Raw genomic sequence first — 25,815 nt, 5'->3', positions numbered from 1 at the left:
CCCATGAAAGTTTTTCCATTTAAAATTCCAAAATCCGGAGAAGAACCGCTTATCTATCAAGAAGATATAGAAGTATCTTTTTACGACAAATTACATCAGCACGAAGAAATTCAGATTAGTTTTATCGAAAAAGGGGAAGGTGCCGTTTTTGCCGGCGATACAATTTCGCAATATCAGGAAGGTGATATCTTAGTGATTGGAAGCAACCTGCCTCATGTTTTTAGAAGTGATGTCCGGGAAAACGAAGTTTCTGTGATGCGAACCCTGTTTTTTACCTTTACTTCTTTTGGAAAAGATTTTTTTGAATTATCTACTTTCAAAACCATTTATCCCCTTCTGGAAAGCAGTAAAAACGGATTCATTATTCATAACGCTCCCAAAAAAGTGGTCAAATATTTTAAGAAACTGAAAAAAGCAGACAGCTGCTCCCGTTTTATTTTGTTTCTGGATATTTTAAAGTGGCTTTCAACAACTGAAAATGAGCCCTTGTCCAATTATTTGTATCACAAAAAAATAACCGACAATGAGGGCAAAAGAATGCAGACTGTTTTTGAATATGTAATGACTAATTTTCACCAAAACATTACCCTTGATGAAATTGCTTCTATAGCGAACATGACCAAAAATGCTTTTTGCCGGTATTTTAAGGTACGGACGAACAAATCCTTTTTTCAATTTCTGATTGAAGTCCGGATTGAGCGGGCGGCAAAACTGCTGTCCAGCAATGGAGAGCTTTCTGTTCTGGAAATTGCCGAATTATGCGGATTCAATAATATCTCTAATTTCAATCGAAAGTTTAAAGAACTGAAACAGCTTTCTCCTTTACAATACAGAAAAATCAACATCTAAAAGCAATGGGCTTTTAAAGTTTATCTCAGAGAAATCGACTAATTTTTTAAGTTCTTTAAATCATCTACCGAATAAAACTTAAGCTTGTTTTCTGCTGCAAAGGCACAAAGCTGCTTTAGGAGTCCAATAGGAGTTTCTAATTTTTCATCTGCGTTATCGACTGTTTTATGTCCGTAAAATATAACGATTTTGTTATGTTCTTTGGCATACAGCAAAAGACTTTTATAGTACTCGAGATTAAATTGCTCGTAATCATCATCGATCCCTAAACCGTAGATTACGCGATTGTCCTCATAGTAACAGTACTGGCTTTTCGGATAGAGCTCTCCATAGGTAGTGCCTCTTATAAAATCAAAATAATTCAGTAATCTTTTGTCGAGTGCACTGTTTCTCGCACCATCTGGATAAGCAAAGGACTTAATATCGAATCCGTCTTTCAGCATGGCTTCCTTAAGCGGAAGGATTTCATTTTTTACATAAGCATCCAATCCATATTGCGCCACGTATTTTACCGCGTTTTCATGATTGTAACCATGTCCGGCTATATCATGTCCCATTTTTTGAAGGTAATGCAATTTTTCTTTTTGATCTTTTGTAAAAGCACTGTACTTGCAGATAAAAAAAGTAGCTTTCCAATTGTAGGGACGCAGTTCTTTTTCGGCATGATACCAGGTATCTACATAATCATCATCAAACGTTAATACAACGCCCGGCTGGTACTTTTCCTGTTTTTCCTTTTTTTTGGGAGCGACGGGCGGAACAGGAACATCAGTACTGACATCAAAGGCTACAAGGGATATAACAATAAGGGTGATAAAGGAAATCAGGTATAAAAACTTCTGTTTTGTCATTACTTTTTTAAATTATATTCTCAAATATAAGCATTAATCCAAAAGAATAAACTTGCCGGACGATTTATATAAAAAACCTGCTGAACGAACCCGTTTAATCGTCCTCCATCTCTTATTATAAAGTAAGAAACCGCTCCATAACCTTGCTTTTTCGATTTCTTGCAATCGGTAAAACCGTATTTTTCAAGCAGAGCCTGAAACCATCTATCTGTGTTATGTATTTTGTATTTACAAGATACGAACGATGAATCTGCAAAAAATTTTCTTCAGGAAGTTGATCCGCAATGCTTTTTAAAGTCTGATGAATGATACTCTTTTTATTGTTCTCCGTATATATTTCGATATAATTCTGCATACTTTTAATGTACATAATTTGTGTGGGACGAACTTTTACGGTTACACCGTTTTCTTTAAAAAACAAGGGTTTTGAAGTTAACTCCTGCTGATACATTAAATCATACATTTTTTTTGCCTTTAAAACGGCTGACTTAAAGTCTTCAAAAAAAATGGGCTTTAGTAAATAATCAACGGCATTTACTTTATATCCTTTTAATGCATATTCGGAATAGGCAGTTGTAAAAATAATCATCGCTGGTTTATCGGTAATGAGTTTTGCAAACTCCAGTCCGTTGAGCAAGGGCATTTCTATGTCCAGAAAAATCAGGTCAACGGTTTCTGTCTTTAGTTTTTCAAGGGCAAGATGCGCGTTAGAAAAAACGCCGGCATTGCTTAGAAAATCAAATTCACTAATAAAGGACTCTAAACCTTCCCGGGCAATCCTTTCGTCATCAATCACAATACATTTCATACGCTAGTAAGGTTTAATTCTAAACGCACACTGTAAGAATCAACTTCAGGAATCAATTCCAATTCGTAATTATCCTTATACGAAAGCTCCAGTCTTTTCTTCACATATTTTAAGCCAACTCCGCCCTTTTTCGGATTTGATACCTGCTGTCCTGATGCATTTTTTATATGCAGAAACAATTGATTTTCATCCTTTAAAAAAACATGCAGCTGTATGTAACTTTTTTTCTCTTTAAAAGAAGAAACATGTTTGAAAGCATTTTCGACAAATGTCGATAAGAGAAAAGGAATGATCAGTAGTGTATTCTCCGGAATATCCCATTGGCAGGAAATTTCAAGTTCTTCACCCGAACGGTCTTTTTCCAATTCAAAATAATGTTTGAGGAAAGCAATTTCGTCGTCCAGTTTAATCCATTTATTTTGTGATTCGTAGACATAATAACGCAGAATCTTGCTGTATCTGGATAACAATTCGAGTGCTTCATCCTGATCTTTGCGGATCAGAAATTGCAGATTATTGAGAATATTAAAGGTAAAATGAGGACTTAATTGTGTTCTCAAATGATCGATTTCCATTTCCAGTACACTATTTCTTAATTCCTGATGTCTTTTTTCCGAAGCTATATTTTGTTTGAACAATTCAATGGAATAACTCATTCCCGCAATCAGGATACTTACCAGCAACATACCACAAAACATAGAAATGAGCTCGTTTTCCAGCAGATTCGCATCCGCTAACAGCCCAATTGTAATAAAATAACCTGCTGCAGTGAGCAGGATGGACGTAGCAAAACTAATAGATAGAGCCGAAATTATAAATCCGGCCGTATCGTGCGTTTTGAGATATTTCTTGATTAAAACATTCAGAAAATAGACGTGTACCCGCAAAATTAATACAATAGCAACGGCATGAATAAGAGCTACACCCAAGGTAAAATTTGGACTGCTGGACAATGACAGTTGCAATAAAACAATAAGAAATAAAAAAATCCAGAAAAGAAGGTTTGCTTTTTTGATCGTAAACATGGCTACAAATTGAAATTACAAAATTAATTTATTTTCGATCGCAGCACGGACCATTGGTCAACAAATTACGACTATTAGTCAAAAGCAGGAAAAAGCTTTTGAATGATAGAATAGTTTTGCCCTGTCAAATTTAAAAACATAAAATATGAAAACGACATCATTGTTTACTTTACTAGTATTACTGCTTGCCTCTGCACCAACAAAAGCACAAATAACCCTTCAGGCGGAACATTTTGGAACATCCCGCTATGGTGATGAAAACAATAATGAGTTCGGAAACAGTAAAGGATCTGCAGCAGTGTATCAGGCAAATGTTAAAATCCCTATTTCGATGACCATAAACAAAGACAGTCTTGCTGTGGTTTGGGGTGTGGCGCTTTCCGGCTCTTACGCAGTCCTTACTAATAAAAATTTTACCCAAAATATGGTGCCGTCTGAGATTGTCAATGCGCAGTTTTCTTTGTTCAACATGCGTCCGTTAAACAAAAAATGGAATATGTTACTGTTTGCGGGTGCCGGAATTTATACCGACCAGACACAAATTTCAAAAATGGGCGTCAGAAGCGTACTCGGAAATGCAGGTGCCGTTTTCATCAAAAAGATGAATTCGAAATTAGATCTCGGTGCGGGACTGGCTTTCAATAATACGTTTGGATATCCTATGTTATTTCCTGCGCTGTATCTGAATTATAATGCTCCGGGCAGGTATATTTTTAAGGTTTCCCTTATGAGCGGTTTTCAGGCATCGGCCGGATATGAGATCAACAAGTCTTTTATTTTAAGCCTGATTGCGGACATGAACGGGCAAATGGCTCTTGTTGAAAAAGAAGGAAAAGATGTCATCTTTACGCATCAGTATATTGTAACGGGATTGAGACCGGAAATCAGGATTGGCAAAAAAATTACACTTCCGATTACGCTTGGAATCAGCGCTGTGCGTCCCGCTTATTTTACAGACCGAACCTTGAAAAGCCTTTTCAGCAGTACAAACCAATATCAGTTTCAGTCTTCCTTTTACGCAGCAGCACAGATTAATTATAAGTTTTATTAGCTTCCTTAAAACCTTACAATCATCTTATAAAAATCATTCTATGATTTCTCTTATTACAGCCTTACTTTGTTATTTGTTTGCTTTCATTTCTTAATTCCGAATGAAAAAATACAAAGACAATGAAAAATAAAATAAGTTTTGCAACACTTTCTGTTTCATAGATTCTGTTGCAAAGCTTTCTGTTTCAAAATAAAAAAAATGGATGTTTTGAAACAATTTTTGTTTCAAAACTTTTGTTTCAAAATAAAAGAAACAGATGTATTGAAACACTTTCTTTGTGAATGTGAAAATAAAATTAACTTTCACACCACTTTTCTTACCTGACTCATGCAGGCTAATCTGCCTACATAACAGACTCTAAAAAGAGGTTCTTAAAAAAAATACGCAAAGGTCAATTAGATCTTTGCGCATTCTAAAAACAATTTTCTTTTTTGAAGATTTATTCCCAGCGTAAATTTATAAAAATCTAAGCTTTATAAAGCATACTGGCAGCTCCTAACAAAGCAGCTGCCTCATTATCTGTAGAAACATAGACGGTGACTTCCAAATTTGCTTCTTTGATTTTTTTATTGAAAAGAGGCAGAAAAAATGCACTTGCGTTGGCAATTTTTCCTCCGATAATAAAATGATCTGCGCCAAATTTTTCCAGCCACGGAATTACAACTGCTGCCAGATCCTCTCCCATTTCTTCCAATACTTTTATAGCAATAACATCACCTTTAATAGCCCGATTATAAAGCTCCAGTCCGTTATGAAGGTTTGTTCCGCTCAAAGCCTTGTAATGCGATAAAAGGCCTCTTGCCGAAACATAGTCTTCTGCAATGCCCTCTTTATAAGGAAGGTTGTAAATTTCTCCGTCTGTTGGTACGCATTCTCCCTCAGCAACAGATACTCCTTTGTCAATAAAACAGGCGCCAAGACCCGTTCCTAACGTAACGGCCATTACTTTTTTGGCCAGATTCGCTTTCTCTTTAAAAACTTCACCTTTGCCAAAACAAACGGCATCATTTTCAAAAAGTACCGGGAAATCAGTGGAGTGATTCAGGTGCTCTAAAAGTAAGTCCCGAATATTCAATCCGTAAAAATGTTCGTACTTGGACTGGTCTTTTATCCAGCAAATACCTTTTTGATAATCGAAAGGGCCGGGCATGCATACCGCCAAACCTGTCATTGCTGTAACTTTGGAATTTTCTATGGCTGTAGCAATTGCTTTTTTCCATATATCCATCACCTCGTCAGCCGGTAAATTAGAATCGAAAGATTCTTTGTGCAGAGAGAAGTCTATAACTTTCATCTCTTTTATATTGATCACTGCTGCCGTAATATGTGTCCCTCCTATATCTAGCCCTATGGCATATGGTATATTCATTTTTCCTTGTTTAACTTGCTATTCTAGATATTCTTGTCTTTTAAAATCTGAGGGTATTGGATACTGGTGTGAACGATCATTTCGCCAAATAAGGTATTGGCCCAGGCAAACCATTTTCGGGTAAATTTGGTGACATCGTCTTTATGAAAGGACTCGTGCATGAATCCCGTGTCGGCATTGGTTTTGATCAGATTGCTAATGCAGGTTTTTATTTCTTTTTCATCTACACTTGTAATGGCTCTCAGCACAATACTCATCGGCCAGATGGTGTCTACTCCCGTATGCGGGCCTCCAACTCCTTCTCCGGCTTTTCCTTTATAGAAAAAAGGATTGTTTTCTGACAGTACCACTTTACGGGTATTAAGGTACAACGGGTCATTTGGAGCAATTGCGCCTAAATAAGGCAGAGACAATAAAGAAGGAACATTGGCATCGTCCATCATGTGGAAGCTGCCATATCCGTTTACTTCAAAAGCAATGATTTTTCCGAATTTCGGGTGGTCTATAATTCCGTTTTCTTTTAGTCCTTTTTGTACCTGTTCTCTTAATTCTTTGGCTTTGGCTACCAAATCATTGTCTTTTAAAGCCGGTAAGGAGAATATTTCAATCAGATAACCCAGTACTTCGATAGCAAACATATTACTCGGAATCAAATAACCAAACAACGTACTGTCGTCACTCGGTCTGAAAGTAGAAACAATTAAGCCGCATGGTTTTACCGGATAACCGTAGCCACCTAAAGGCACTCCGTCTGTCGCCCAGGCGGTCTGACGCTGAAAGCTGTAAGGTCCTCCTTTTCCATCCAGTCTTTGCTGTTCCTTAAAAGTCTGTAACACGAGCAGCATGGCTTTTTTCCATTGCTCATCGAATAAACTGATGTCTCCGGTTTCTTTCCAATAGCCGTGTGCCAGTCGGACGGGGTAACATAAACTGTCAATTTCCCATTTCCTTTCGTGGATGCCGGGCTGCATTTTGGTCAGGTCATGCTTCCACTCGCTTTCTTTTGTAAAATCTTTGTAAAATGCATTGGCGTAAGGATCCAGCAGGATGCATTTTGCCTGACGGTTTATGACTCCTTTTACCAATTCGGCCAGTTTAAGATCTTCTTTGACAAACGGGATATAAGGCCAGATTTGTGCTGTACTGTCTCGAAGCCACATGGCATCTATATCTCCCGTAATGACGTAGGTATCCGGTTTGCCGTCAATGATTTCAAAATCGACTGTAGTGTCGAGTGTGTTGGGAAAACAATTTTCAAACAACCAGGCCAGTTCGGGATTGGCAATTTGCTTTTTGATGCGCACAATGGCTGCTTCTACGGCCTGACTTGTAAATTTTCTTTCGGCCAACGGCGGTCTTTTGCTCACTAAATCTTTTAAGGGAAACTGAAAAGTATCTGAATTAAATCCGAAAGCATTGCTTTGAATGGCCAGTAGTCCTGCTGAAAAAATGCCGGTATTTTTTATAAATTTTCTACGTGATTGCATATAATTTATTTTGAAGTTGAATAAGAATACGGATACGCTTCTGCTGCTGTACCGCGTTGTAAATTAGGGGAACTGCTCATGTCAAATTTTAATTCGCCACCTTCCAATACCTCAAAATGATTGATGTAATTTTTGGTATGTGCCGTATTATTCCATTTTAATTCGTTGACGTATTTGTTGATTGCCGAATTGTCCGGAGCATTGATAATAAGCTGTTTTCCGTTTTCCAACTGCAGGGTTGTTTTCTTAAATAAGGGGGCACCCAAAACATATTGATCGGTTCCGGGACAAACCGGATAGAATCCCATGGCCGAGAAAATATACCAGGCCGAAGTTTGTCCGTTGTCTTCGTCACCGCAATATCCGTCCGGAGTGGGTTTGTAGAGTCGATTCATGACTTCTCTTGACCAATATTGCGTTTTCCAGGGTTCTCCTGCGTAGTTGTACAGGTAAATCATGTGCTGAATCGGCTGATTACCGTGCGCATATTGTCCCATGTTCATGATTTGCATTTCACGGATTTCATGAATTACGGATCCGTAATAACTATCATCAAAAACCGGAGGAGTAGTAAATACGGCATCTAATTTGGCTGTGAATGCTTTTTGTCCTCCCATCAGACCGATTAGCCCCTGAACATCATGAAACACACTCCAGCTGTAATGCCAGCTGTTTCCTTCCGTAAAGGCGTCTCCCCATTTAAACGGATTAAAATTGGCCGGAAAACTTCCGTCTTTGTTCCTTCCGCTCATTAATCCGATAGCCGGATTGTACAGGTTTTTATAATTCATCATTCGTTTTTCGAACAGCTTGATTTCTTTATTCGGACGATTTAACGCTTTTGCTAATTTCCAAATCGTAAAATCATCATAAGCATATTCTAAAGTTCTGGCGGCATTTTCGTTGATATTCACATCATACGGAACATAGCCTAAAGTATTGTAATAATTCACTCCTTTTCTGCCCACGGCGTCCATTGGTCCTTCGGTATTGGCACCGTGCAACAGGGCTTCGTATAAGGTATTGATATCATAACCCCTTAATCCTTTGAGGTACGCATCGGCAACTACGGAGGCTGAATTATTACCGACCATGACATTTCGAAAACCGGGACTGGACCATTCGGGTAAAAAACCACCTTCTTTATAATCATTTAATAAACCTTCCTGCATTTCTTTGTTGATAGAAGGATAGACTAAATTCAACAAAGGATACAAAGCGCGGAAGGTATCCCAAAAACCGGTTCCGGCAAACATATAACCCGGCAGTACTTTTCCGTTGTACGGGCTATAATGCACCACTTTTCCCTCTGCATCTATTTCATATTGCTTTTGAGGAAAACAAACCGTGCGGTACAAACAGGAATAAAAAGTTTTTAACTGGTCTTCATTCGTATCTTCTACCGTTATTTTTCCTAATACTTTGTTCCATTCGTTTTTAGATGCTGCTACTGTTTCTTCAAAAGTAGCTGCTCCTAATTCGTTCTTTAAATTTAATTCTGCCTGTGCGATACTGATAAAAGAGGAAGCGGTTTTTATATGTACCTTTTCTCCTTTTTTGGTTTTAAAACCCACTACGGCACCCACGTGAATGCCGTTTAATTCTAATTTGTCTTTTTCTAAAATCTTGTCGTTCCAGGTTGATTGGGTTGAAAATGGTTTGTCGAACTCCAATACAAAATAGTTCTTGAAATTCTCGGGAACGCCTCCGCTGTTGCGGGTGGTGTAACCGATAATTTTATTTTCGGACGGAATAATTTTAATGTAAGATCCTTTATTGAAAGCATCAATTACAATGGAAGATTCTTCGTTATCCGGAAAGGTAATCTGAAAATGTGCTGCTCTTTCTGTTGCGGTAATTTCTGTTGTAACATCGTAATCCGCCAGATAAACACTATAATAATACGGTTTTGAAACTTCTGCCTTATGACTGAACCAGCTGGCACGCTCGTCTTCTGTAAAAGCGAGTTTACCGGTAACGGGCATAATCGAAAACTGGCCGTAATCATTCATCCAAGGTGATGGCTGATGGGTTTGTTTGAATCCCCTGATTTTTTCCGCGGTATAGGTATACGCCCATCCGTCGCCCATTTTTCCGGTTTGCGGTGTCCAGAAATTCATTCCCCAAGGCCTGCAAATCGCCGGATAGGTATTTCCGTTGGAAAGATTAGGCAGCGATTGTGTACCCATCAGTGGATTTACATATTCTACAGGGTCTAAAGTTTTAACCTGCGCATTTGCTAAAAAGCAAGCTTGTAGTACTCCTAAAAAAATTAAACTCTTTATTTTCATGTTTTTATTAATTGTGAGTTGTGAATTATGAGTTGTAAACTGTGACTATGACTGCTAACTGTAAACTGTGACTAAAAAACTCCCTAAATCGGCCTGTCTTCTTTCTTAACTCCAAAAGTCAAAGAAGGCTTGCTGCCCATATACAATTTCAATCCTCCTCCTTTTACGATCATATCGTGTGTGATATAGGATTTTGTATAGGGTTTGCCGTTGTACTCTGCTTTTTGAATATAGATGTTTGTTTTGCTGTTGTCGATTGCTTTCAGTGTAAAGGAAATCCCTGCTGCAGGATGGATTGTCGCAGTATTGACCAATGGGCTTCCCAACACATAGATTCCGTTTGCCGGATTAACGGAATAGAATCCCATGGAAGAGAAAACATACCAGGCCGACATTTGTCCTAAATCTTCGTTACCGCATAATCCGTCCGGTTTTGTGGTATAAAATTTATCGTCAATTTCACGAATTAGTTTGGCAGTTTTCCACGGCTGTCCGGCGTAAGCATATAGGTACGGAATATGGTGATTCGGTTCATTTCCCTGCGCATATTGTCCGATCAGACCACTGATATCGGGAGAAACTTCTTCTCCTTCTACTTTATCGGTGATGAGGAAAAGGGAATCTAATTTGGCTAAGAATTGATCTTCGCCTCCAAATAAATCGATCAAACCATACGGATCCTGAGGCACCAGCCAGGTGTACTGCCACGCATTTCCTTCTACATAATCATCCTTACGGTGCGCTGAAGAAAGCGGATTGAAAGGCGTTCTCCAGTTTCCATTGGTTAATTTACCTCTCATAAAAGTGGTTTCCTTATCGAAATACATTTTATATAAATTCGCTCTTTTTGTAAAATAAGCGTAATCCTCTGTTTTGTTTAAGGCTTTTGCCATTTGGGCCACACAGTAATCATCGATGGCATATTCAAGGGCATTTCCAACCGATTCTAACATTTTATCAGCAGGAATATATTCTAATTTCTGAACATAATCCATTCCGTCGCGGGTCTGCATGGCTGTTTTTCGGATTGCTTCGTAGGCAAGTGCCGTATCGTAATCCCGGTATCCTTTCAGGTAGGCATCTGCAATCACCGCAATGGAGTGATTTCCGTTCATGGTATTGGTTTCATTCCCCATCAAATGCCAGACCGGTAATCTGCCCTGCTGCTGATAAATCGCCAAAAATGATTTAACAATATCATTAATTTTATCGGGTTGTGTGATCGTGTACAAAGGATGTAAACCACGGTAAGTATCCCAAAGTGAAAAAGTGGTGTAATTGGTGAAATCGGCTTTCTCGTATACTTTTTTATCGGTCCCCCTGTAATCTCCGTTGGCGTCATTAAAAATAGAAGGTGCAAACATGGTATGGTATAATGAAGTATAAAAAACTTTCATTGTTTTGTCGTCTGCTTTTATCTGAATTTTGTTGAGTTCTTTATTCCATTTTGAATTGGCTTCTTTTACGGTTTGATCAAAATTCCAGCCCGGAATTTCGGCTTTTATGTTGGCGGCAGCATTTTCGGAACTTACCGGGGAGATTCCGACTTTTACCAGAACCTGTTTGCTTTTTAAAGCTTTAAAATCTAAAACAGCTTTCATTCTCACACCTTCGCCTTCATTGCCTTTTACAGAAGCAATGCTGTCATATAAAGCAATAGCTGTTATGGGTTCGGAGAATTCCATTGTAAAATAAATGCGCTGATCTGTGGCCCAGCCTGCAGAATATCGGTATCCTGCAATGGTTGTTTCGTTTATCTTTTTTATGAAGGTTTTTACGGGTTTGTCCCATCCTATTCCATCGGCAAGATCTAACAAAACATGCGCGTCAGCAGCGGCATCAAAAGTATATTTATGAAAACCCACTCTTTCGCTTGCCGTTAATTCTGCTTTGATTTTATACTTGTCTAATACAACGCTGTAATATCCGGGCTGGCTTACTTCATTTTGATGTGAAAAGTAAGAGCCGTAACCGTTTGCCATGTCTTGTTTGGTTCCTTTGGTAAGGGCTACTTTTCCGGATACGGGCAATAAAAGAATATCATTTAAATCTCCGATTCCCGTACCGCTCAAATGGGTGTGCGTAAAACCTAAGATGGTATTGCTGGCATAATTGTATCCGCTGCACCAATCCCAGCCTTCAAAAACATTGACAGGCCCAAGCTGAACGGCTCCAAATGGAACATTAGCCCCGACAAATACGTGGCCGTGACCCGCAGATCCGATAAATGGATTTACGTATTGGGTGTAATCTAAATTGGTTTGTTTTGCTTTCTTTTCCTGTGAAATTGCCGGATTGGCAAAAAACAGGTTGAGCGCTAAAATTCCGCTGAAAGCTATTTTGTTATATTTTGTAAACATTTGTTTTGTTTTTTTATTTGACTTTTTTGATGGGCCACGGATGACACGGATTATACTGATTGGCACGGATTTTTTTTAATTAACCGCAAAGTTCGCAAAGTCTTACCTTTGTCCCTTTGCCCCTTTGCAACTTAGAACCTTAGCAACTTAGAGCCTTAGCACCTCCGAACCTTAGCAACTTAGTACCTCTTCAAAACCTCATACAAGGAAAAAACCTTAATATCAGGCTTTGTTATTTTTCCTTCAAAAGAAATTGCCTTTTCTTCTCCTGCTTTCAGATCGAAATAATTATCACTCCATTTAGCGGTATATCCTTTAATTGAAATGCAAACATATTTTGCAGGTTTTAAGGCCTTTAAAATTACTTTATTTCCTTTTATCTGCCAGCTTATTTTTGGATCTTCCAATAATAAATCTTTTGGACGGGTCAGATCAATTTCGGGTGTTTTGTCATCTCTGTACGCTTCGCGCATGGCGTACCAGGCTGCTTTGGGCTGGCGGTTATCATAATCGGTAACACTCCAGCTTGCCACGGGCCAACAGTCGTTCAGCTGCCAGACGAGGGTTCCCATATTATAAGGCGCTTTGGAACGGTGAATACCGATACTATTCTTAAGCGCATAATGCTGCAGACACTGGGTCAGATAAGTGTAATCCTCCACATTCATCTTTTTGATTTTAGTGGAATCTATAAAATACCGGTGTAAATAGGATTCTAATTTCAAAAAACCTTTGCCTGCTTTCTGATGTGCCTGCAAAACATCGGAATATAAATAGCGATCTTCGGGCAATGTAAATTTTTCGATTGAAGAATAATTGGGCAGGGACTGCATTCCGTATTCGCTCACGAAACGTCCGGTCTTTTTCTGCGTGACTTCAATGTCTTCCAATCCCCACCAGGTTCCCCAGTAATGGCTGTCGCCTTGTTTTACACTTTCTTTTTCAGACCAGTGAAACAAAGGTGAAGAACTAATATACGGACGCTTACCATCGACTTCGTTGACCCATTTTGGAATGCTGTCCTGAAATAAACGCACGTAATCCTTCCACAAACGGGTGGAATCCTGTTTTGACATTTTCATGCTTTTTTGCCAGCCCCAGTTTTTAAAGGCTTCGTCGGCTTCGTTATTGCCACACCACAAAACAATACTGGGATGGTGACGAAGGCGTTTTACCTGATATTTGACTTCTTCTCTGACATTGTCAAAAAAAGCTTTGTCTCCGGGAACCATCGTACCGGCAAACATAAAGTCCTGCCAGACATTGATTCCGTATTTATCGCATAAATCATAAAAATAATCGTCTTCATAAATACCGCCGCCCCAGACACGAAGCATATTCATGTTGGCGTCTTTGGCTAAAGCAATTACCTTTTCGTATTCTTTTTTGGTTACCCGTGAAAGAAAAGAATCGGAAGGAATATAGTTGGCTCCTTTCATGTAAACAGGCTTGCCGTCAATTTTAAAGTAAAATGATTTACCCAGACTGTCCGGCTGTTGTACCAATTCTATCTTGCGGTTCAGAACATAGGGCTGCTCTTCTTCTTTTGTATTGTAGGCTTCCAGTCTTGGTATTTTCCAAATACCGCAGGTGGTGAATTTTGGTCCCCAGTCCCATCCGAAATGATATTGTGCTTTGCGGACATACGCGCGTGGATTATCGGGAATTATAAAAGGCAGGTCTTTTTTGGCCAGTGAATCCACTACATTTTGTGCGGACTGGAATACGATAACTAAATCATTGTTGCCTGGTTTTAGTATTTTTTTGACATCTGCACGCCATTGACGGAACATGTTATCTGCTTTTAAAACAAGCTGATTATTGAGATAAACGGTGGCATAAGTATCCAGTCCGTCAAAAACCAATTCTGTATTTTTCTTTTTTAGCGTTGCCACCGATACCTGAAAAGTAGTTTTATATTCCCAGTTTTTACGTTCGACCCATGCTACTTTTTTCTCATTGTCCCTGTAAAATGGATCCGGAATGGCTTTGTTGTGTAGTAAATCGGTATGTATTTCTCCGGGAACTGTGGCCGGATACCACTTTTGTGTTTTCTGTTCACGGTAATTCCAGCCTTTCTTTAAATCCATATGCTGAGCAAGAGCTGCTGATGAAAGATTTAAAAGACCGATGCAGAGTAACCGATACACGTTTTTTTTATAATTCATTTTACTTAGTATAAAATAGGAATGTCTAAGTTTTAATTATTTGTATTTAATGAGCGGCAGTACGAGAAGGAATAAAGCGCTACACCATTATTCCCGCTCTTTAGGTTACGTTTACGAATAACTAACAAAATATTCAGAAATCATTTCCTTAACTGCGCATAATTCTATGGGAATGCGTACCATAATTTAATTTTTATCAGCTCCTTTTAAATCTAACAGAGTACTAAAATTAAAAAATGAACCTTTATTGTTTATAATTTCTTACCTCTACGGAAAAGAATCCCTTCTTTTTCAGCAAAAGCCATTTTTAGCTATTGCGAAAAAAAAGACATTATACCTTTAGATTAAACCTTAACAATAAGAGCTTATTTTAACAAGATTAGCAGAAAGATTAAAAATAAGCCGGGTAACAGGAAATTACCCGACTTATTTTAACTAACCAACCAAATTAATTATTTTAAACTTTGTCCCACCAGATTCTGGTTGTCATCAAATCCAATCCCTGGCGCTGTATTGCCGCTTTGTAATTGGCTTCGTTGGTGATCAACTCCGACTGATCGTAAATCAATCTTCTCGGAATAGTTCCTTTGGTCTCTCCCGTAGGATCATTTACCGGAACTAATACAGGATAACCTGTTCTTCTGTATTCTGAAAAGGCTTCAAAACCATTGAACAACAATACAATCCATTTTTGAGTGATAATTTGCTCTATTTTCTGAGCATCTGTTCCTGCCGTTTTAAAAGGATAAGTGGTAATATACGTATTGTATTCCGCTGCTGTAACCGCAGGCACTTTGTCTCCGAAAATAGTTAGGACTTCCATAGCCGCTTTTACTCCGTCTTCATAATGTTTCTGCGCTGTTCCGCCCACATTCCATCCTCTAACTACTGCTTCTGCCAGTATAAACTCTATTTCAGCGTAAGACATGATTAAAGTTGGGGCATCTAAACGCAATACTGTAGAAGTATTTGGGTCTGAGAAAAGCTTTTTGTCCCCGCCCGGAAATTCTTTGGCATCATTTGGTAAACCCTGCTGGCTTGCCGGATTGTTGTTTCCTGTTGCTTCCAGTTTGGCATAGATTCTTAAACGCGGATCGTTGGTGTTTTTCAATAAATCGATAAAAGTTTTACTGAATTTGATATTTGATTCCCCACCGTTCAGGTCATTTCGAACCCATGAAGAGGTAATTGGATTTGTTTTAACTCCTGCAGGACCTGCATCATGTTTTAATACAAGACTATCATCATTAGACGTAAAAACGCCTTTTGCAACTGCTTTTTCTACGTATTCTTTTGCTTTGGCAGGATTTACTTTAGACAAACGCATTGCTACTCTCAACATTAGGGAGTTGGCCAGTTTTTTCCATCTTGTAACATCACTCTGGTAATACAAATCAGCATTTCCGACAAAAGCTTTATTGGCATCTAATGCAGTTCCGGCTTCATCCAGTTCTTTTAGAAGGTCATTGTAAATGGCTTCCTGCGTATCATATTTTGGGGCATAAATATTTCCGTTATATCCCTTTCCGGCTTCGAAATAAGGAACTTCACCATAGGTATCTGTCAGTTTTTGAAACAGGAATACTTTCATAATCCTAAGGGCCTGAACCATATTGGAATTTTCCGGTGAGTTTGGTGTTACCGATAATAACTGAAAAATCTGATTCAGTCCTTTCCCGTATGTTTCTCCAAACAAAGCACCTGAATATTCCGAAGAATAGGTGTATTTTGATCCGCCGCCTAACGAAGCGAAGTGCTGTACATATTGCGCGGCGTAGATATTATTTCCTCTTGTATTCGAAAAATCCTGTCCGTCTACATAGATTTCAGCAAGCGTAAACATCGATTTTAAAGCCGGATCTGTTAAGGCATTTGGGTTTGTATTCAGTTCCTCAAATCCTTTATCGCAGGAAGCCAGTGTCAGAGCACCAACAATTGCGACACAAAATATTTTTATATATTTATTTTTCATCTTTTTTACTATTAGAATTTAACATTAAGCGTTACACGGTAATTTCTGGTCAATGGCATAGAGGCTCTTTCCATACCCTGAGCATTACTATTAGAATAGTTGGACTCGGGATCAATGTTTGGAACTTTGTCGTAAATCGTCCATAAATTATGAGCTGAAAAAGCTAAACTAATGGCTTGAAATGGTGTTTTCTGGATATAGGCTTTTGGAAAATTGTAGCTAAAAGAAATCGCTCTTAATTTCACAAAATCAGCATCGTACACGAAGTTTGAGGTTACATCACTGTAACTTCTCCAGTAATTATAAGCAGAAACAGTTTGATTTACAGGATTGCCGTTCACATCCGTACCGCTTACTGCTACGCCGCCTTCACGACCCGGAAGTGTGATTTCAGATAATCCGTAACGCGTTCCTAACTGGTTGGTAGCCGAATAGATTTCTCCTCCGAATTTAGCATCTACGAAAACGGAAAGCGTGAAATTTTTATAAGAGAAATCATTTGAAAGTCCCATTGAAGTTGGTGCTACCCCTTGTCCTGCTATAATTAAATTTCCTCTCAGGAATCTTCCGTTGGTATCTAATACGATATTTCCGTTGGCATCTCTTAAATAATCGTAAGCTTTGATTACTCCGAAAGGCTGTCCTTTTTCTAACACTACAGAAGCTCTTGCGTCTCTGTTATCATCCAATAATTTTGTTGGAATTTTATCAGAAAGATTGACTACTTCACTATCATTATAAGCAAAATTATAGCCTACACTCCAGGAAAAACTTGGTGTTTTTATGGCTTTTACATTGATTGCAAATTCAACCCCTTTGTTCAGGATTTCCCCAACGTTGATTTTGGTTGTTCTGTAACCAGAAGCCTTAGAAATATCAGCATCTGCAATATCGTTTGTTGTTCTCTTTTGATAGAACGTCAAATCGGTGCTTAATCTGTTATTGAAGAATGTATTTTCAAAACCAAACTCTATGGTACTTACATTATACGGTCTTAAATTTTTATTATTAACGGTATCACCATTTACACCCAAAATTGGCTGCCCTTGTGAATCTGTTTGCCCGTCGGGTGTGGTATAAGTCAGCATTAAAGCATACGCTTCCTGCAATCCGCCTCCAACGTTACCCCATCCTGCTCTAATCTTACCGTAAGACATCCATTCCGGTAATTTAATCACTTCGGAATAAATAAAACTGGTACTTACAGAGGGATAAAAAATACTGTTATCTGCTGGATCTAAAGTCGAGAACCAATCTTCACGGCCTGTTAAACTCAGATATAAGAAATCTTTATACGCTAAATCAGCAGAATAAAAAAGGGAGTTCACTTCGCGTTCCGAAAACAATTTCTCTGTTTTGTCCGGTTGCGTATTCCCATAGAAATATTTGAACGGTACAATAAAATTATTTCCTTTCATTTTAATCCCGTTGTATCTGTTATCCTGGCGATTTGCTCCGATAAAAGCATCCAATGAAAGATTTTTAGCGATATCACTTTTGTATCCTAAGTAACCTGAAGCGTTAAATTCAGAACGGTTCTCAATTCTGTCTTCAATTGATCCGCCAATATTGTAATTGATTCCGGTTGGCTCAATCTCCGTATATTCGTAGTTGATATCATCAATACCCAAAACCGCTTTTGCGTAAATCTTATCTGTAATGTTATAGGTGACTTTTGCAGAACCAATAAAACGCTTTCTAAGATCACTGTTTAAAAGCTGATCTGTAGCAAAGTACGGATTGGTATGGTATACGTTTGCACCCAGATAATCTTCTTCTCCTCCATTTACATCGTACGGATTACGCAGCCATCTGATGTCGGTACCCGGCGTCATAAAAGTAGTCGGGAAAGAAGGATTTCTCGGAGAGTCATTCAGATAAGGTCTGTTTTTACTTTTTTCCGAAATATATTGTGCGTTCGACTCAATACTTATCTTTTTGTTTGGAGCAGAGTTTAAACTCAGTGTCACGTTATTTCTTCCGAAAGTAGTTCCCGGTAAAATAGACTCATCTTTCGTATTTCCGAAAGACAATCTGAAATTTGTCGTTTCATTTCCACCCGAAATTGCCAAAGTATTACTGAAAGAATAACCTGTTCTGTAGAAATTTTCAACGTTATCTTTTCCGTATGCTTTGTACGGCTTTGTAGTTCCGTCTATGGCAAGAGAGTTCGTTCCGTCATATTTATCTCCCCACGCAAAATAGTAAGAATCTCTAAGTTCCTGTAAATTGGTAAATCTTGTCGGAACTCCATTAGCATCCGGTGCTCCTGCACCATATTGATCCTGCCAGTTCAGAAGACTTGCCGGTGTATTAAAAGTAGAATTGGTACTAAAATCTACTCCGATTCCGGTTCCGCTTTTTCCTTTTTTAGTGGTAATTAAGATAACACCATTTGATCCTCTGTACCCGTAAAGAGCAGAAGCGGCACTACCTTTTAATACCGACATAGAGGCAATATCATCCGGATTGAAGGACGACATACCGTCACCTTTGTCGGCTCCTCCGTACATTCCTGCATTTCCCTGTTGTGTATTGTCTATCGGAATACCGTCTACAACGTACAAGGGCTGGTTAAGTCCTGAAGCGGAAGTTGCCCCACGAATTACGACACGGCTCGAACCGGATGGTCCTGTTACCGGTGCAGAAACGTTAACCCCGGCTATTTTTCCCTGAAGCGCGTTTCCTAAGTTAATTTCTTTGTTCTTTGTCAGGTCTTCTCCTTTCAGTTCTCCAACTGCGTAACCTAAACTTTTTCTTTGTTTCTTAACTCCAAATGAAGTTACGACAACATCTTTTAATTCCTGTGCATTTTCTTTTAATACCACTGAAACTCTGTTTTCTGTTGCCTCAAGCACCACTGATTTTGATACAAAACCTATAGAAGTTACATTTAAAGTAACCTTTCCTTCCGGAACATTCATCTTAAATCGACCTTCAGCGTCTGTAATTGCGCTAAATGGTTTTCCCTGAACCTCGATTGATGCAGCAACAATTCCCTTGTTCTCTGCATCTGCCACTATGCCTGTTATTAATCGATTTTGTGCAACAGCTCCCAAGCTGCTAAACAATACCATTCCTAACACTGCTAAAATTCGTTTCATAAGCAATTTTTTTTGGTTTATTTGTTTTGATTTTTGTTTGTTTTTAACCTGTTTGTTTTAAATATTAATAAAAAATTTGAACTCAGTTTCAATAAAAAAAAGTAGTTGTATAGTTATAAAAAATTATCCGTTTGTCGGTTTTTACTACATAAAAAATGGTTTAGAAAGTCAATATGACCGCAGCTTCAGCTGTTTTGTTTACTAAAACGATTTAGTAAAAGGGGTAAAAAAAACCGCGTTTTAATTGATTTTTATTTTTTTTTTAATTTGAAATACGCAAAGAATCTAAACCGATTCCCTGACAATTAATGTGCCTTTTTTAAGCACTTTTTCAACTTTGAAAGCATCAAAATCTGTCATCTGACTCATTAGCAACTGAATAGATTTAATGGCAATATCTTCTATAGGCTGTGCAATTACCGAAATGGTCGGTGTATGCAATTTGAAACTATCATGATCATCAAAGCTGATCACCGAAATATCTTCCGGTATTCTGTACCCCATACCCCTGAAAGCCTGTAAACCCGCAAGCCCCATATAATTGGCCAGGAATAAAACAGCATCTATTTTTGGATTGGCTTTAAAAAAAGCAACCAGTGAATCAATCCTGGATTTTTCATTTGCATGATAATCCAAATAAAGCGCCAGTGATTTATCATAAATGCCCGCTTCTTTTAAGGCATCTGTATATCCTTTCTCTCTAAGTTTCATTTGAATCATTTGAGATTTATTATTGACAACAGCTATATTTTTACATCCTTTCTCTATTAAAAACCGAGTTGCCGAATAGGAACCTTCATAGTTATCCATCACCACGTGACTTACTTTCTGATGGGCGAAATAACGGTCAATCAGAACCACCGGTTTCTGCAATTTCAGCAGGAGGTCAATAGTCTTTTCTAAATTTTTAGTTGGTGTGATAATAAACCCTTCTACATTCGCCTGCAAAAGGCTTTGTACCAATTCTTCAGAACGTGCATCATCATCTCCCGTACTGCAATAGAAAACCCTGTAATCAATATTTTTTGCCTCGTCTTCTATTACTCTGGCCAAATCTGCAAAGAACTGATTGGAAATATCTTCTACAATAAGACCGATAGATCTCGTTTTTCCTGTTCTCAGACTGCTGGCAATCATGCTTGGACGGTAATGAAGCTTTTTAGCAACTTCCTGTACCTTTTTTATGACAGCCGGGCTAATTGCCATTTTCTCTCCTTTCCCGTTAATAACAAAAGAAACTGTAGATATCGACACTTGGGCCTCGGTAGCAATATCTTTAATCGTAATTCTTTTCATGAACGGATTATTTTACGGAAGGGTTATTTAATGATGTGACAAATATATATAAAACCGATTTACAAAATCGTTTTAGTAAAATATTTTTTCAATAAATCATTATTTTAAAGCTAATTTAAAACATAATACGCAGTAATAATGATATTTTAACCCATAATCATCAGTTTGATTTTTATCTGGAATCCATCGTTTTTAAGCTTGTTTTTCATTCGAAATGGCAATAAAATAAAAAATAGTCAAATTGACTATATAATTTATTGGTAGATTAATGAACTCATTTTCAAACGCATCTCAACTGATAATTTGTACTATTTAAAATTTGCACATAACTTCTTACTTAAAAGCGTTTTACTCTTTTTGTCTGAATACTGAAAGCAAAAAAAAGACGATCAAAGACCGTCTTTTTTTAATTGTATCAGAAATATTACTTTCTTAAATTTCTTCTTTTAAATTATGCTTTTCTCTTTTGATTTTGCCAGTTGATTTACTCTCCACATTAGCAGTACCGAACAGGATGTAATTACAGCAATAACATATCCCAAAATATCATAATTTTCCAAAGGGGAAGATTTGGTTTCCTGATGTACGATGAAACCCGCACATACCGCTGCAATACCGCCTGCAATTTGCTGTAATGAAGAAGTTATTGACATATAAGCTCCACGATCTTTCATTTCGGGAATGGCTGTATTCAGGGTGGTAGCAGGAATCATACGGCTCATGATCCCCATGAACAATACCATATTGATTGCCACCACTTCCCATAACGGAATGGGATCAAGATTGGTATAAATTAAAATCATAATTACCGAAATCAGGGATCCTACGGCGAAGAGTTTAAATTTATTGACTTTGTCACTTAATTTTCCCACCAACGGCATGATAAACAGTACCGAAAGCCCGGTAAAGAAAAATACCATTGGTAATTGAAGGTGGCTAATATGAATATTATTGACCAGAAAGGCACTTCCGAAAGGCTGTAACATAAAACCTCCCACAGATAAAAATGCAATGGCAGCAAAACCAATCTGATAGTTTTTATTATTCAGTGTATGCCACAGGTGTAGAAAAGGACTTTTGTCGGATTGCAATTCCAGGTGTTTGGTTATGGGTTCTATCTGGGTGATAACGGCAATCAGAATCAGGATTGCTAAAACGGCGATCATAATAAAAGCAGAATGCCATCCCCAGTTATTGGCAAAATATAAGCCCATTGGTATTCCTAAAATCTGGCTTGTTGCATAGGCCATTTGTATAGTTCCCATCACTCGTCCTCTTTGATGGATTACAAATAAATCCGTTACAATGGCAAGTGAAACCGAACCGATTACACCGCCAAAAAGCCCTGTAAAAATTCTGGCAAAAAGCAACATCTGGTAATTCGCAGCAAATGCACAAAAAACGGTACCGATAATAAATCCGGTATAAAAGAAAATGAGCAATTTTTTCCGGTCAAATTTATCGGCAAAACCTGCGGCAAGTAATCCGGAAATTCCGGCGCTAAAAGCATAAGCGGAAACTGTAAATCCAAATTTGGCTGTCGTCATGTCCAGTGTTTTCATTAAGATGTCACCCAACGGGGAAATAATAACAAAATCAAGTATAACTGTAAATTGTAAAAGCGCCAGAATGGCTATAATAATGATTTGTTTTAAAGTAAAAGCAGTCGGTTCTGCAGTAGTTTTTTCCATTTTAATAACTTGTTTTTATACCAATTCCTGGCATTTATGTCCAAAATCGCTAATAAGCGTAATAATTGCTTCGGGTTGAAGCGTTTCTGAAACGACACGCAGCACACAATCAATATCGTCATGATCAATGCTCCATTGCTGTATATCTTTGTGATCGTTCAGTTTGTGATACATCGCGCAGCCTGTATCCATTTTTCTAATATCTGTTTTAAAAACATGTACTGTGTTTAAATCTGTATCCATAATTTTCATGGTTTTAAAGCTTTTACGGTTGCCTGAAAAGCTTCTTTCATAATTTTTCTGGTAAGAACAAACGGTTTCCCTCCCATACTCTTACCATCGGTATGAAAGTTTAATAAAGTATATAATGGCCCGTACGCAACAGACCAAAAAGCTTCAAATGTCATTGGCGAAATTTCATTATTATGCAAACCGTTATCTATAAACTGTTTCATAATCGTTCTGAAATCTGAAAATTTGGTGGTAGAATTTAATATTATTTCTCCATGTGGAGAGTGTTTAATGATTTCAAAAAAAGCAACTTTTCTGGGATATTTCATGGTAAAGTCAGCCCTGTTTACCCATTGTACCCATAATCCTTCTTCAAATGACATTTCCGGCGAGAAATTTTTAATGGTACGTGAAAAAAACTCAATAGCAACGGTTGCCCCTATTTTTTGGATTAAATCATCTTTGTCCTTATAGTAAATGTATAATGTACCAACAGAAATATTACATGCTTTGGCAAGTTTATTCATGCTGAAACCCTGAAATCCATCCTGTACGATTTGATCTATTGCATTGGCAATAACCAGATTTTCTTTATCAATATCTCTTAATCTCATGACATTTTTTAGCAAAGATAAAATAATAAATGAATGAACATTCTTTTATTAATTATTTTTTTTTAAGGAGAACGAAATATATTTTTGAATCAGCAACTGTCAAAAAACAATAACCCGTTTTAAAATACGTTTTAGTATTTATTAACTTTTAAATTCAGTGAATAAAGGGAAATTGAAAATTAATTTAAAATTTTTTATTTTAAATTGTAGTACTTGTATTATAATTCCGTTAATTTGCTGCCGAACTGAAATAAACATGATACAATGTTTATTTGCTCTTACACTTATAGAAATTACAGATACAACATAAAGAAAAAGTCCCCCTTTTTTTAACATTCAAATTTTTAACAACAATGAAACCTACCATTTTCAGAAGCCTGTTCTCAATAGGCTTATTATTCTTAACCTTTATGCTGCAAACCAGTTGCAGTGATACGGAATCAAGCGGATACACCGCCCATTATTTACCGCAGCTTGATGCTACAAAACTTCCTGCGGCCAACCATCCGATGACGATGTTTGAAGACGATGAAGATCCGGCCAGAATGTATGACAAAAAAGACCGATGGTTTCGCGTAAACCAGCCAATGCAGGTGATACAAAAAGGAAAAGACTCTGTTCAGATTTCGCTTTACTCACCGGTTGGGCTTAAAGATGTAAAAATCTATGCTAAATTACCGAACTATGACAAGCGTTTTGTGCTGTATCACTTTACCCAGATTCCCGCTTTTCACAGATCATTTCATCAAATTCCATTGGTTTCAGCAAAAAATGACTACGAATTGGAAGACGGAAAAACAGTTACAATAGATAAGATCGATGGATTTTCATCCGGTGCAATTGAATTTTCGGTAGAATCCTCTGATCCTTTATTTGCCAAATTCAAGAAAATTAAATCTTCACAATTGGTTCAGTTTCATGACGGGTATCATATTGAAGAATATGGTAAATATTTGCCTATGAATCCGGTATTGGCGAAAGAAGCCGTGACCATGATTATCAATTATTCCTATGCTTTAAGCCATCCTGTCTATTATCAGACACATAATAATTTTGACCTTTATAAAAAAGAACAGGCCGCAGCTGCCGGAACTGCCGTAAACGGAGCTACAGACTGGCATGGCAATACTGCGGATGCAAATGGCCAGTACGATTATTTTACAAAAGCGGAGATCGAAAAAAGATACTGGGACTATGTTGACGGAAGAACACTTTACATGGCCATGGTGGGCGGTGATGCTGCCTGGGGAGGCGGACCTCTGGCTTCTCAGTATGAATCCAACTACGTATCCGGACACTGGAAAGGAGAAATGTCTCTTTGGTCGCATGAATACTCGCACCATACGGGGTATAACCATGACAGTAATTTCGCCAATAGTGGTGAAGGCGGCGGACAACAGGAGATGCTGACTCAGTTTTATAAATATTTGATTTACATCAACGATCTTCCTTTTATTGACCCGGATATTTTACAGACCTATACCAAAACAAAATATCTAAACGGAACTTATACAAAACCGGTTTTTAAAATTGATCCGAAAAACACATTTTTAGTAAAATATAAAGGAGAAGGAAAATGGAATTAAAAAAACTATACAAGATGTCTAAATTAGTTTTCCTGTTACTTCTAATACTAACAGGCTGCAACGACAGCGATGATGTAAACGCTTCTACAGACGATAAATATTATTATTACCCAACAGATGAAGCATCTGTAACAGCTGCACAAATTGGAGACGGAACAGGCACGCTTGATCCGAGAGGAATAACAATTGCCAATGATAAATTATATGTCTGCAATGGTAATGTTCTGGAAATTTTTGATGCAAAGACCTTAAAGTACCTGAAATCTGTAACTGCTTTTTCGAAAGGAACCACAAACATACCTTTTACAAATCTTTCTTCTGTTTGCGTAGATAATAAAAGGATCTATCTCGGAAGTGTTGATTCGCGTCTTTTTGTATTGGATGAAACTAATACTTTAGGAATCAATACGGTAGGTAACGGACAATGGTGGAATACTTTTGTACACGTTTTTGGTGTCGTGGTAAAAGACGGGCTGGTTTTTGTGAAGGAAAAAAATACTACCATTAAAGTTTTTGAAGCCTCACAAATTACAGAAACCAGCAAATGGGACTTAGCGCCGATTGCCAAGCTAAATACCTTAAATGGATATGATGAATTTTATTCCCTGCAAATAGAAGGCGGAAATCTGGTTGTTGCGGGAAGAAATGCCAAAGCCTATTTATATTATGATATTGCTTCGATTCGTGCCAATGCTGCGGCATCACTTGAAAATCCGATAGTTCCGGTAACCAAGGCATTTTCAGATGTTAAACCTCTTGCGGTTTCGATTAGTAGCGATTGGGCCATCACTTCTGAAAATGTGGGTGCTGTCAATTTTCTGCGATTCTATCCAAAAGAGGAGTTTTTGAACAAAACCTACTCTGCGAGAATCAATACGACGGACATTATGGGAAAAAATCCTTTTGGAACAATCCTGGGTATTGCACAAGTAGAAGACCGCATCTTCTTATCGGATAATACCAACAAAAAAATTAGAATCCTCAGGCTAAAGAAAGCTGCAATTAGCGAACAAAAATAAAAACAAAAGCTGCTTCCCAAATTATTACGGAAGCAGCTTTTTT

Annotated in this window: 18 protein-coding genes; 4 read left to right on the top strand and 14 right to left on the bottom strand. The window is 37.9% G+C overall.

Features of this window, described 5'->3' with window-relative positions; translation table 11 throughout:
- Positions 1 to 3: 3 nt before the first annotated feature.
- A complete protein-coding gene (locus EV142_RS07215; RefSeq protein WP_132033962.1) occupies positions 4 to 849 on the top strand; it encodes an AraC family transcriptional regulator in 846 nt (281 codons plus the stop codon).
- A 38-nt stretch (positions 850 to 887) separates the two neighbouring features.
- Here the strand turns inward: EV142_RS07215 and EV142_RS07210 are convergent, their stop codons facing one another.
- From EV142_RS07210 to EV142_RS07200, 3 genes are all read right to left on the bottom strand, one after another.
- The gene (locus EV142_RS07210; protein ID WP_132033960.1) at positions 888 to 1,700 is read right to left on the bottom strand and encodes a polysaccharide deacetylase family protein; all 813 of its coding nucleotides are present in this window, start codon (positions 1,698 to 1,700) and stop codon (positions 888 to 890) included.
- A gap of 115 nt (positions 1,701 to 1,815) precedes the next feature.
- Positions 1,816 to 2,508 (bottom strand): LytR/AlgR family response regulator transcription factor, encoded by a 693-nt coding sequence (locus EV142_RS07205; protein WP_132033958.1) that lies wholly within the window; start codon positions 2,506 to 2,508, stop codon positions 1,816 to 1,818.
- Positions 2,505 to 3,533, bottom strand: a complete 1,029-nt coding sequence (locus EV142_RS07200) for a sensor histidine kinase (RefSeq protein ID WP_132033956.1) — start codon at positions 3,531 to 3,533, stop codon at positions 2,505 to 2,507. The genes EV142_RS07205 and EV142_RS07200 overlap by 4 nt, the downstream gene beginning before the upstream one ends.
- Before the next feature lie 145 nt (positions 3,534 to 3,678).
- Here EV142_RS07200 and EV142_RS07195 point away from each other — a divergent pair, with 145 nt between their 5' ends.
- On the top strand, positions 3,679 to 4,584 hold the full coding sequence (locus EV142_RS07195) for a DUF6268 family outer membrane beta-barrel protein (protein ID WP_132033954.1): 906 nt from the start codon (positions 3,679 to 3,681) through the stop codon (positions 4,582 to 4,584).
- A 466-nt stretch (positions 4,585 to 5,050) separates the two neighbouring features.
- On the opposite strand, the gene EV142_RS07190 is transcribed toward EV142_RS07195, so the two are convergent.
- The 11 genes from EV142_RS07190 to EV142_RS07140 form a co-directional block, all read right to left on the bottom strand.
- On the bottom strand, positions 5,051 to 5,953 hold the full coding sequence (locus EV142_RS07190; RefSeq protein ID WP_132033952.1) for an ROK family protein: 903 nt from the start codon (positions 5,951 to 5,953) through the stop codon (positions 5,051 to 5,053).
- Positions 5,954 to 5,976: 23 nt separating this feature from the next.
- Positions 5,977 to 7,440 carry a glycoside hydrolase family 125 protein gene (locus EV142_RS07185; RefSeq protein WP_132033950.1) on the bottom strand — a complete coding sequence of 488 codons (1,464 nt, stop codon included), beginning with the start codon at positions 7,438 to 7,440 and terminating at the stop codon, positions 5,977 to 5,979.
- Between the two features lie 5 nt (positions 7,441 to 7,445).
- The gene (locus EV142_RS07180; protein WP_132033948.1) at positions 7,446 to 9,731 is read right to left on the bottom strand and encodes a GH92 family glycosyl hydrolase; all 2,286 of its coding nucleotides are present in this window, start codon (positions 9,729 to 9,731) and stop codon (positions 7,446 to 7,448) included.
- Positions 9,732 to 9,814: 83 nt separating this feature from the next.
- Entirely contained in the window at positions 9,815 to 12,091 is a 2,277-nt protein-coding gene (locus EV142_RS07175) for a GH92 family glycosyl hydrolase (protein WP_132033946.1), read from the bottom strand.
- Between the two features lie 179 nt (positions 12,092 to 12,270).
- A complete protein-coding gene (locus EV142_RS07170; protein ID WP_132033943.1) occupies positions 12,271 to 14,259 on the bottom strand; it encodes a beta-mannosidase in 1,989 nt (662 codons plus the stop codon).
- Between the two features lie 457 nt (positions 14,260 to 14,716).
- Positions 14,717 to 16,231, bottom strand: coding sequence for a SusD/RagB family nutrient-binding outer membrane lipoprotein (locus tag EV142_RS07165; protein ID WP_132033941.1), 1,515 nt, complete (start codon positions 16,229 to 16,231; stop codon positions 14,717 to 14,719).
- Positions 16,232 to 16,242: 11 nt separating this feature from the next.
- Positions 16,243 to 19,335 carry a SusC/RagA family TonB-linked outer membrane protein gene (locus tag EV142_RS07160; protein WP_132033939.1) on the bottom strand — a complete coding sequence of 1,031 codons (3,093 nt, stop codon included), beginning with the start codon at positions 19,333 to 19,335 and terminating at the stop codon, positions 16,243 to 16,245.
- 285 nt (positions 19,336 to 19,620) lie between these two features.
- On the bottom strand, positions 19,621 to 20,631 hold the full coding sequence (locus tag EV142_RS07155) for a LacI family DNA-binding transcriptional regulator (RefSeq protein ID WP_132033937.1): 1,011 nt from the start codon (positions 20,629 to 20,631) through the stop codon (positions 19,621 to 19,623).
- 446 nt (positions 20,632 to 21,077) lie between these two features.
- Positions 21,078 to 22,322 carry an MFS transporter gene (locus tag EV142_RS07150; protein ID WP_132033935.1) on the bottom strand — a complete coding sequence of 415 codons (1,245 nt, stop codon included), beginning with the start codon at positions 22,320 to 22,322 and terminating at the stop codon, positions 21,078 to 21,080.
- Between the two features lie 15 nt (positions 22,323 to 22,337).
- On the bottom strand, positions 22,338 to 22,565 hold the full coding sequence (locus EV142_RS07145) for a hypothetical protein (protein ID WP_132033933.1): 228 nt from the start codon (positions 22,563 to 22,565) through the stop codon (positions 22,338 to 22,340).
- A gap of 5 nt (positions 22,566 to 22,570) precedes the next feature.
- A complete protein-coding gene (locus tag EV142_RS07140) occupies positions 22,571 to 23,167 on the bottom strand; it encodes a TetR/AcrR family transcriptional regulator (RefSeq protein ID WP_132033931.1) in 597 nt (198 codons plus the stop codon).
- 353 nt (positions 23,168 to 23,520) lie between these two features.
- Between EV142_RS07140 and EV142_RS07135 the strand changes: the two genes are divergently transcribed.
- Positions 23,521 to 24,753: a hypothetical protein gene (locus EV142_RS07135; RefSeq protein ID WP_164502522.1), complete on the top strand. Its 1,233-nt coding sequence runs from the start codon at positions 23,521 to 23,523 to the stop codon at positions 24,751 to 24,753.
- A gap of 14 nt (positions 24,754 to 24,767) precedes the next feature.
- Positions 24,768 to 25,772 (top strand): hypothetical protein, encoded by a 1,005-nt coding sequence (locus tag EV142_RS07130; RefSeq protein WP_238698666.1) that lies wholly within the window; start codon positions 24,768 to 24,770, stop codon positions 25,770 to 25,772.
- Positions 25,773 to 25,815: the final 43 nt, after the last annotated feature.

This window comes from Flavobacterium circumlabens (assembly GCF_004345565.1).
Lineage (GTDB): Bacteria > Bacteroidota > Bacteroidia > Flavobacteriales > Flavobacteriaceae > Flavobacterium > Flavobacterium circumlabens.
The sequence above is the reverse complement of the archived record's forward strand: the minus strand, read 5'-3'. Positions and strand labels throughout refer to the sequence as shown.

Bases quoted from the DNA above. Each gene is read 5' to 3' on its own strand.
- EV142_RS07215 (WP_132033962.1), top strand. From the start codon at position 4: ATGAAAGTTTTTCCATTTAAAATTCCAAAATCCGGAGAAGAACCGCTT.
- EV142_RS07210 (WP_132033960.1), bottom strand. From the start codon at position 1,700: ATGACAAAACAGAAGTTTTTATACCTGATTTCCTTTATCACCCTTATT.
- EV142_RS07205 (WP_132033958.1), bottom strand. From the start codon at position 2,508: ATGAAATGTATTGTGATTGATGACGAAAGGATTGCCCGGGAAGGTTTA.
- EV142_RS07200 (WP_132033956.1), bottom strand. From the start codon at position 3,533: ATGTTTACGATCAAAAAAGCAAACCTTCTTTTCTGGATTTTTTTATTT.
- EV142_RS07195 (WP_132033954.1), top strand. From the start codon at position 3,679: ATGAAAACGACATCATTGTTTACTTTACTAGTATTACTGCTTGCCTCT.
- EV142_RS07190 (WP_132033952.1), bottom strand. From the start codon at position 5,953: ATGAATATACCATATGCCATAGGGCTAGATATAGGAGGGACACATATT.
- EV142_RS07185 (WP_132033950.1), bottom strand. From the start codon at position 7,440: ATGCAATCACGTAGAAAATTTATAAAAAATACCGGCATTTTTTCAGCA.
- EV142_RS07180 (WP_132033948.1), bottom strand. From the start codon at position 9,731: ATGAAAATAAAGAGTTTAATTTTTTTAGGAGTACTACAAGCTTGCTTT.
- EV142_RS07175 (WP_132033946.1), bottom strand. From the start codon at position 12,091: ATGTTTACAAAATATAACAAAATAGCTTTCAGCGGAATTTTAGCGCTC.
- EV142_RS07170 (WP_132033943.1), bottom strand. From the start codon at position 14,259: ATGAATTATAAAAAAAACGTGTATCGGTTACTCTGCATCGGTCTTTTA.
- EV142_RS07165 (WP_132033941.1), bottom strand. From the start codon at position 16,231: ATGAAAAATAAATATATAAAAATATTTTGTGTCGCAATTGTTGGTGCT.
- EV142_RS07160 (WP_132033939.1), bottom strand. From the start codon at position 19,335: ATGAAACGAATTTTAGCAGTGTTAGGAATGGTATTGTTTAGCAGCTTG.
- EV142_RS07155 (WP_132033937.1), bottom strand. From the start codon at position 20,631: ATGAAAAGAATTACGATTAAAGATATTGCTACCGAGGCCCAAGTGTCG.
- EV142_RS07150 (WP_132033935.1), bottom strand. From the start codon at position 22,322: ATGGAAAAAACTACTGCAGAACCGACTGCTTTTACTTTAAAACAAATC.
- EV142_RS07145 (WP_132033933.1), bottom strand. From the start codon at position 22,565: ATGGATACAGATTTAAACACAGTACATGTTTTTAAAACAGATATTAGA.
- EV142_RS07140 (WP_132033931.1), bottom strand. From the start codon at position 23,167: ATGAGATTAAGAGATATTGATAAAGAAAATCTGGTTATTGCCAATGCA.
- EV142_RS07135 (WP_164502522.1), top strand. From the start codon at position 23,521: ATGAAACCTACCATTTTCAGAAGCCTGTTCTCAATAGGCTTATTATTC.
- EV142_RS07130 (WP_238698666.1), top strand. From the start codon at position 24,768: ATGTCTAAATTAGTTTTCCTGTTACTTCTAATACTAACAGGCTGCAAC.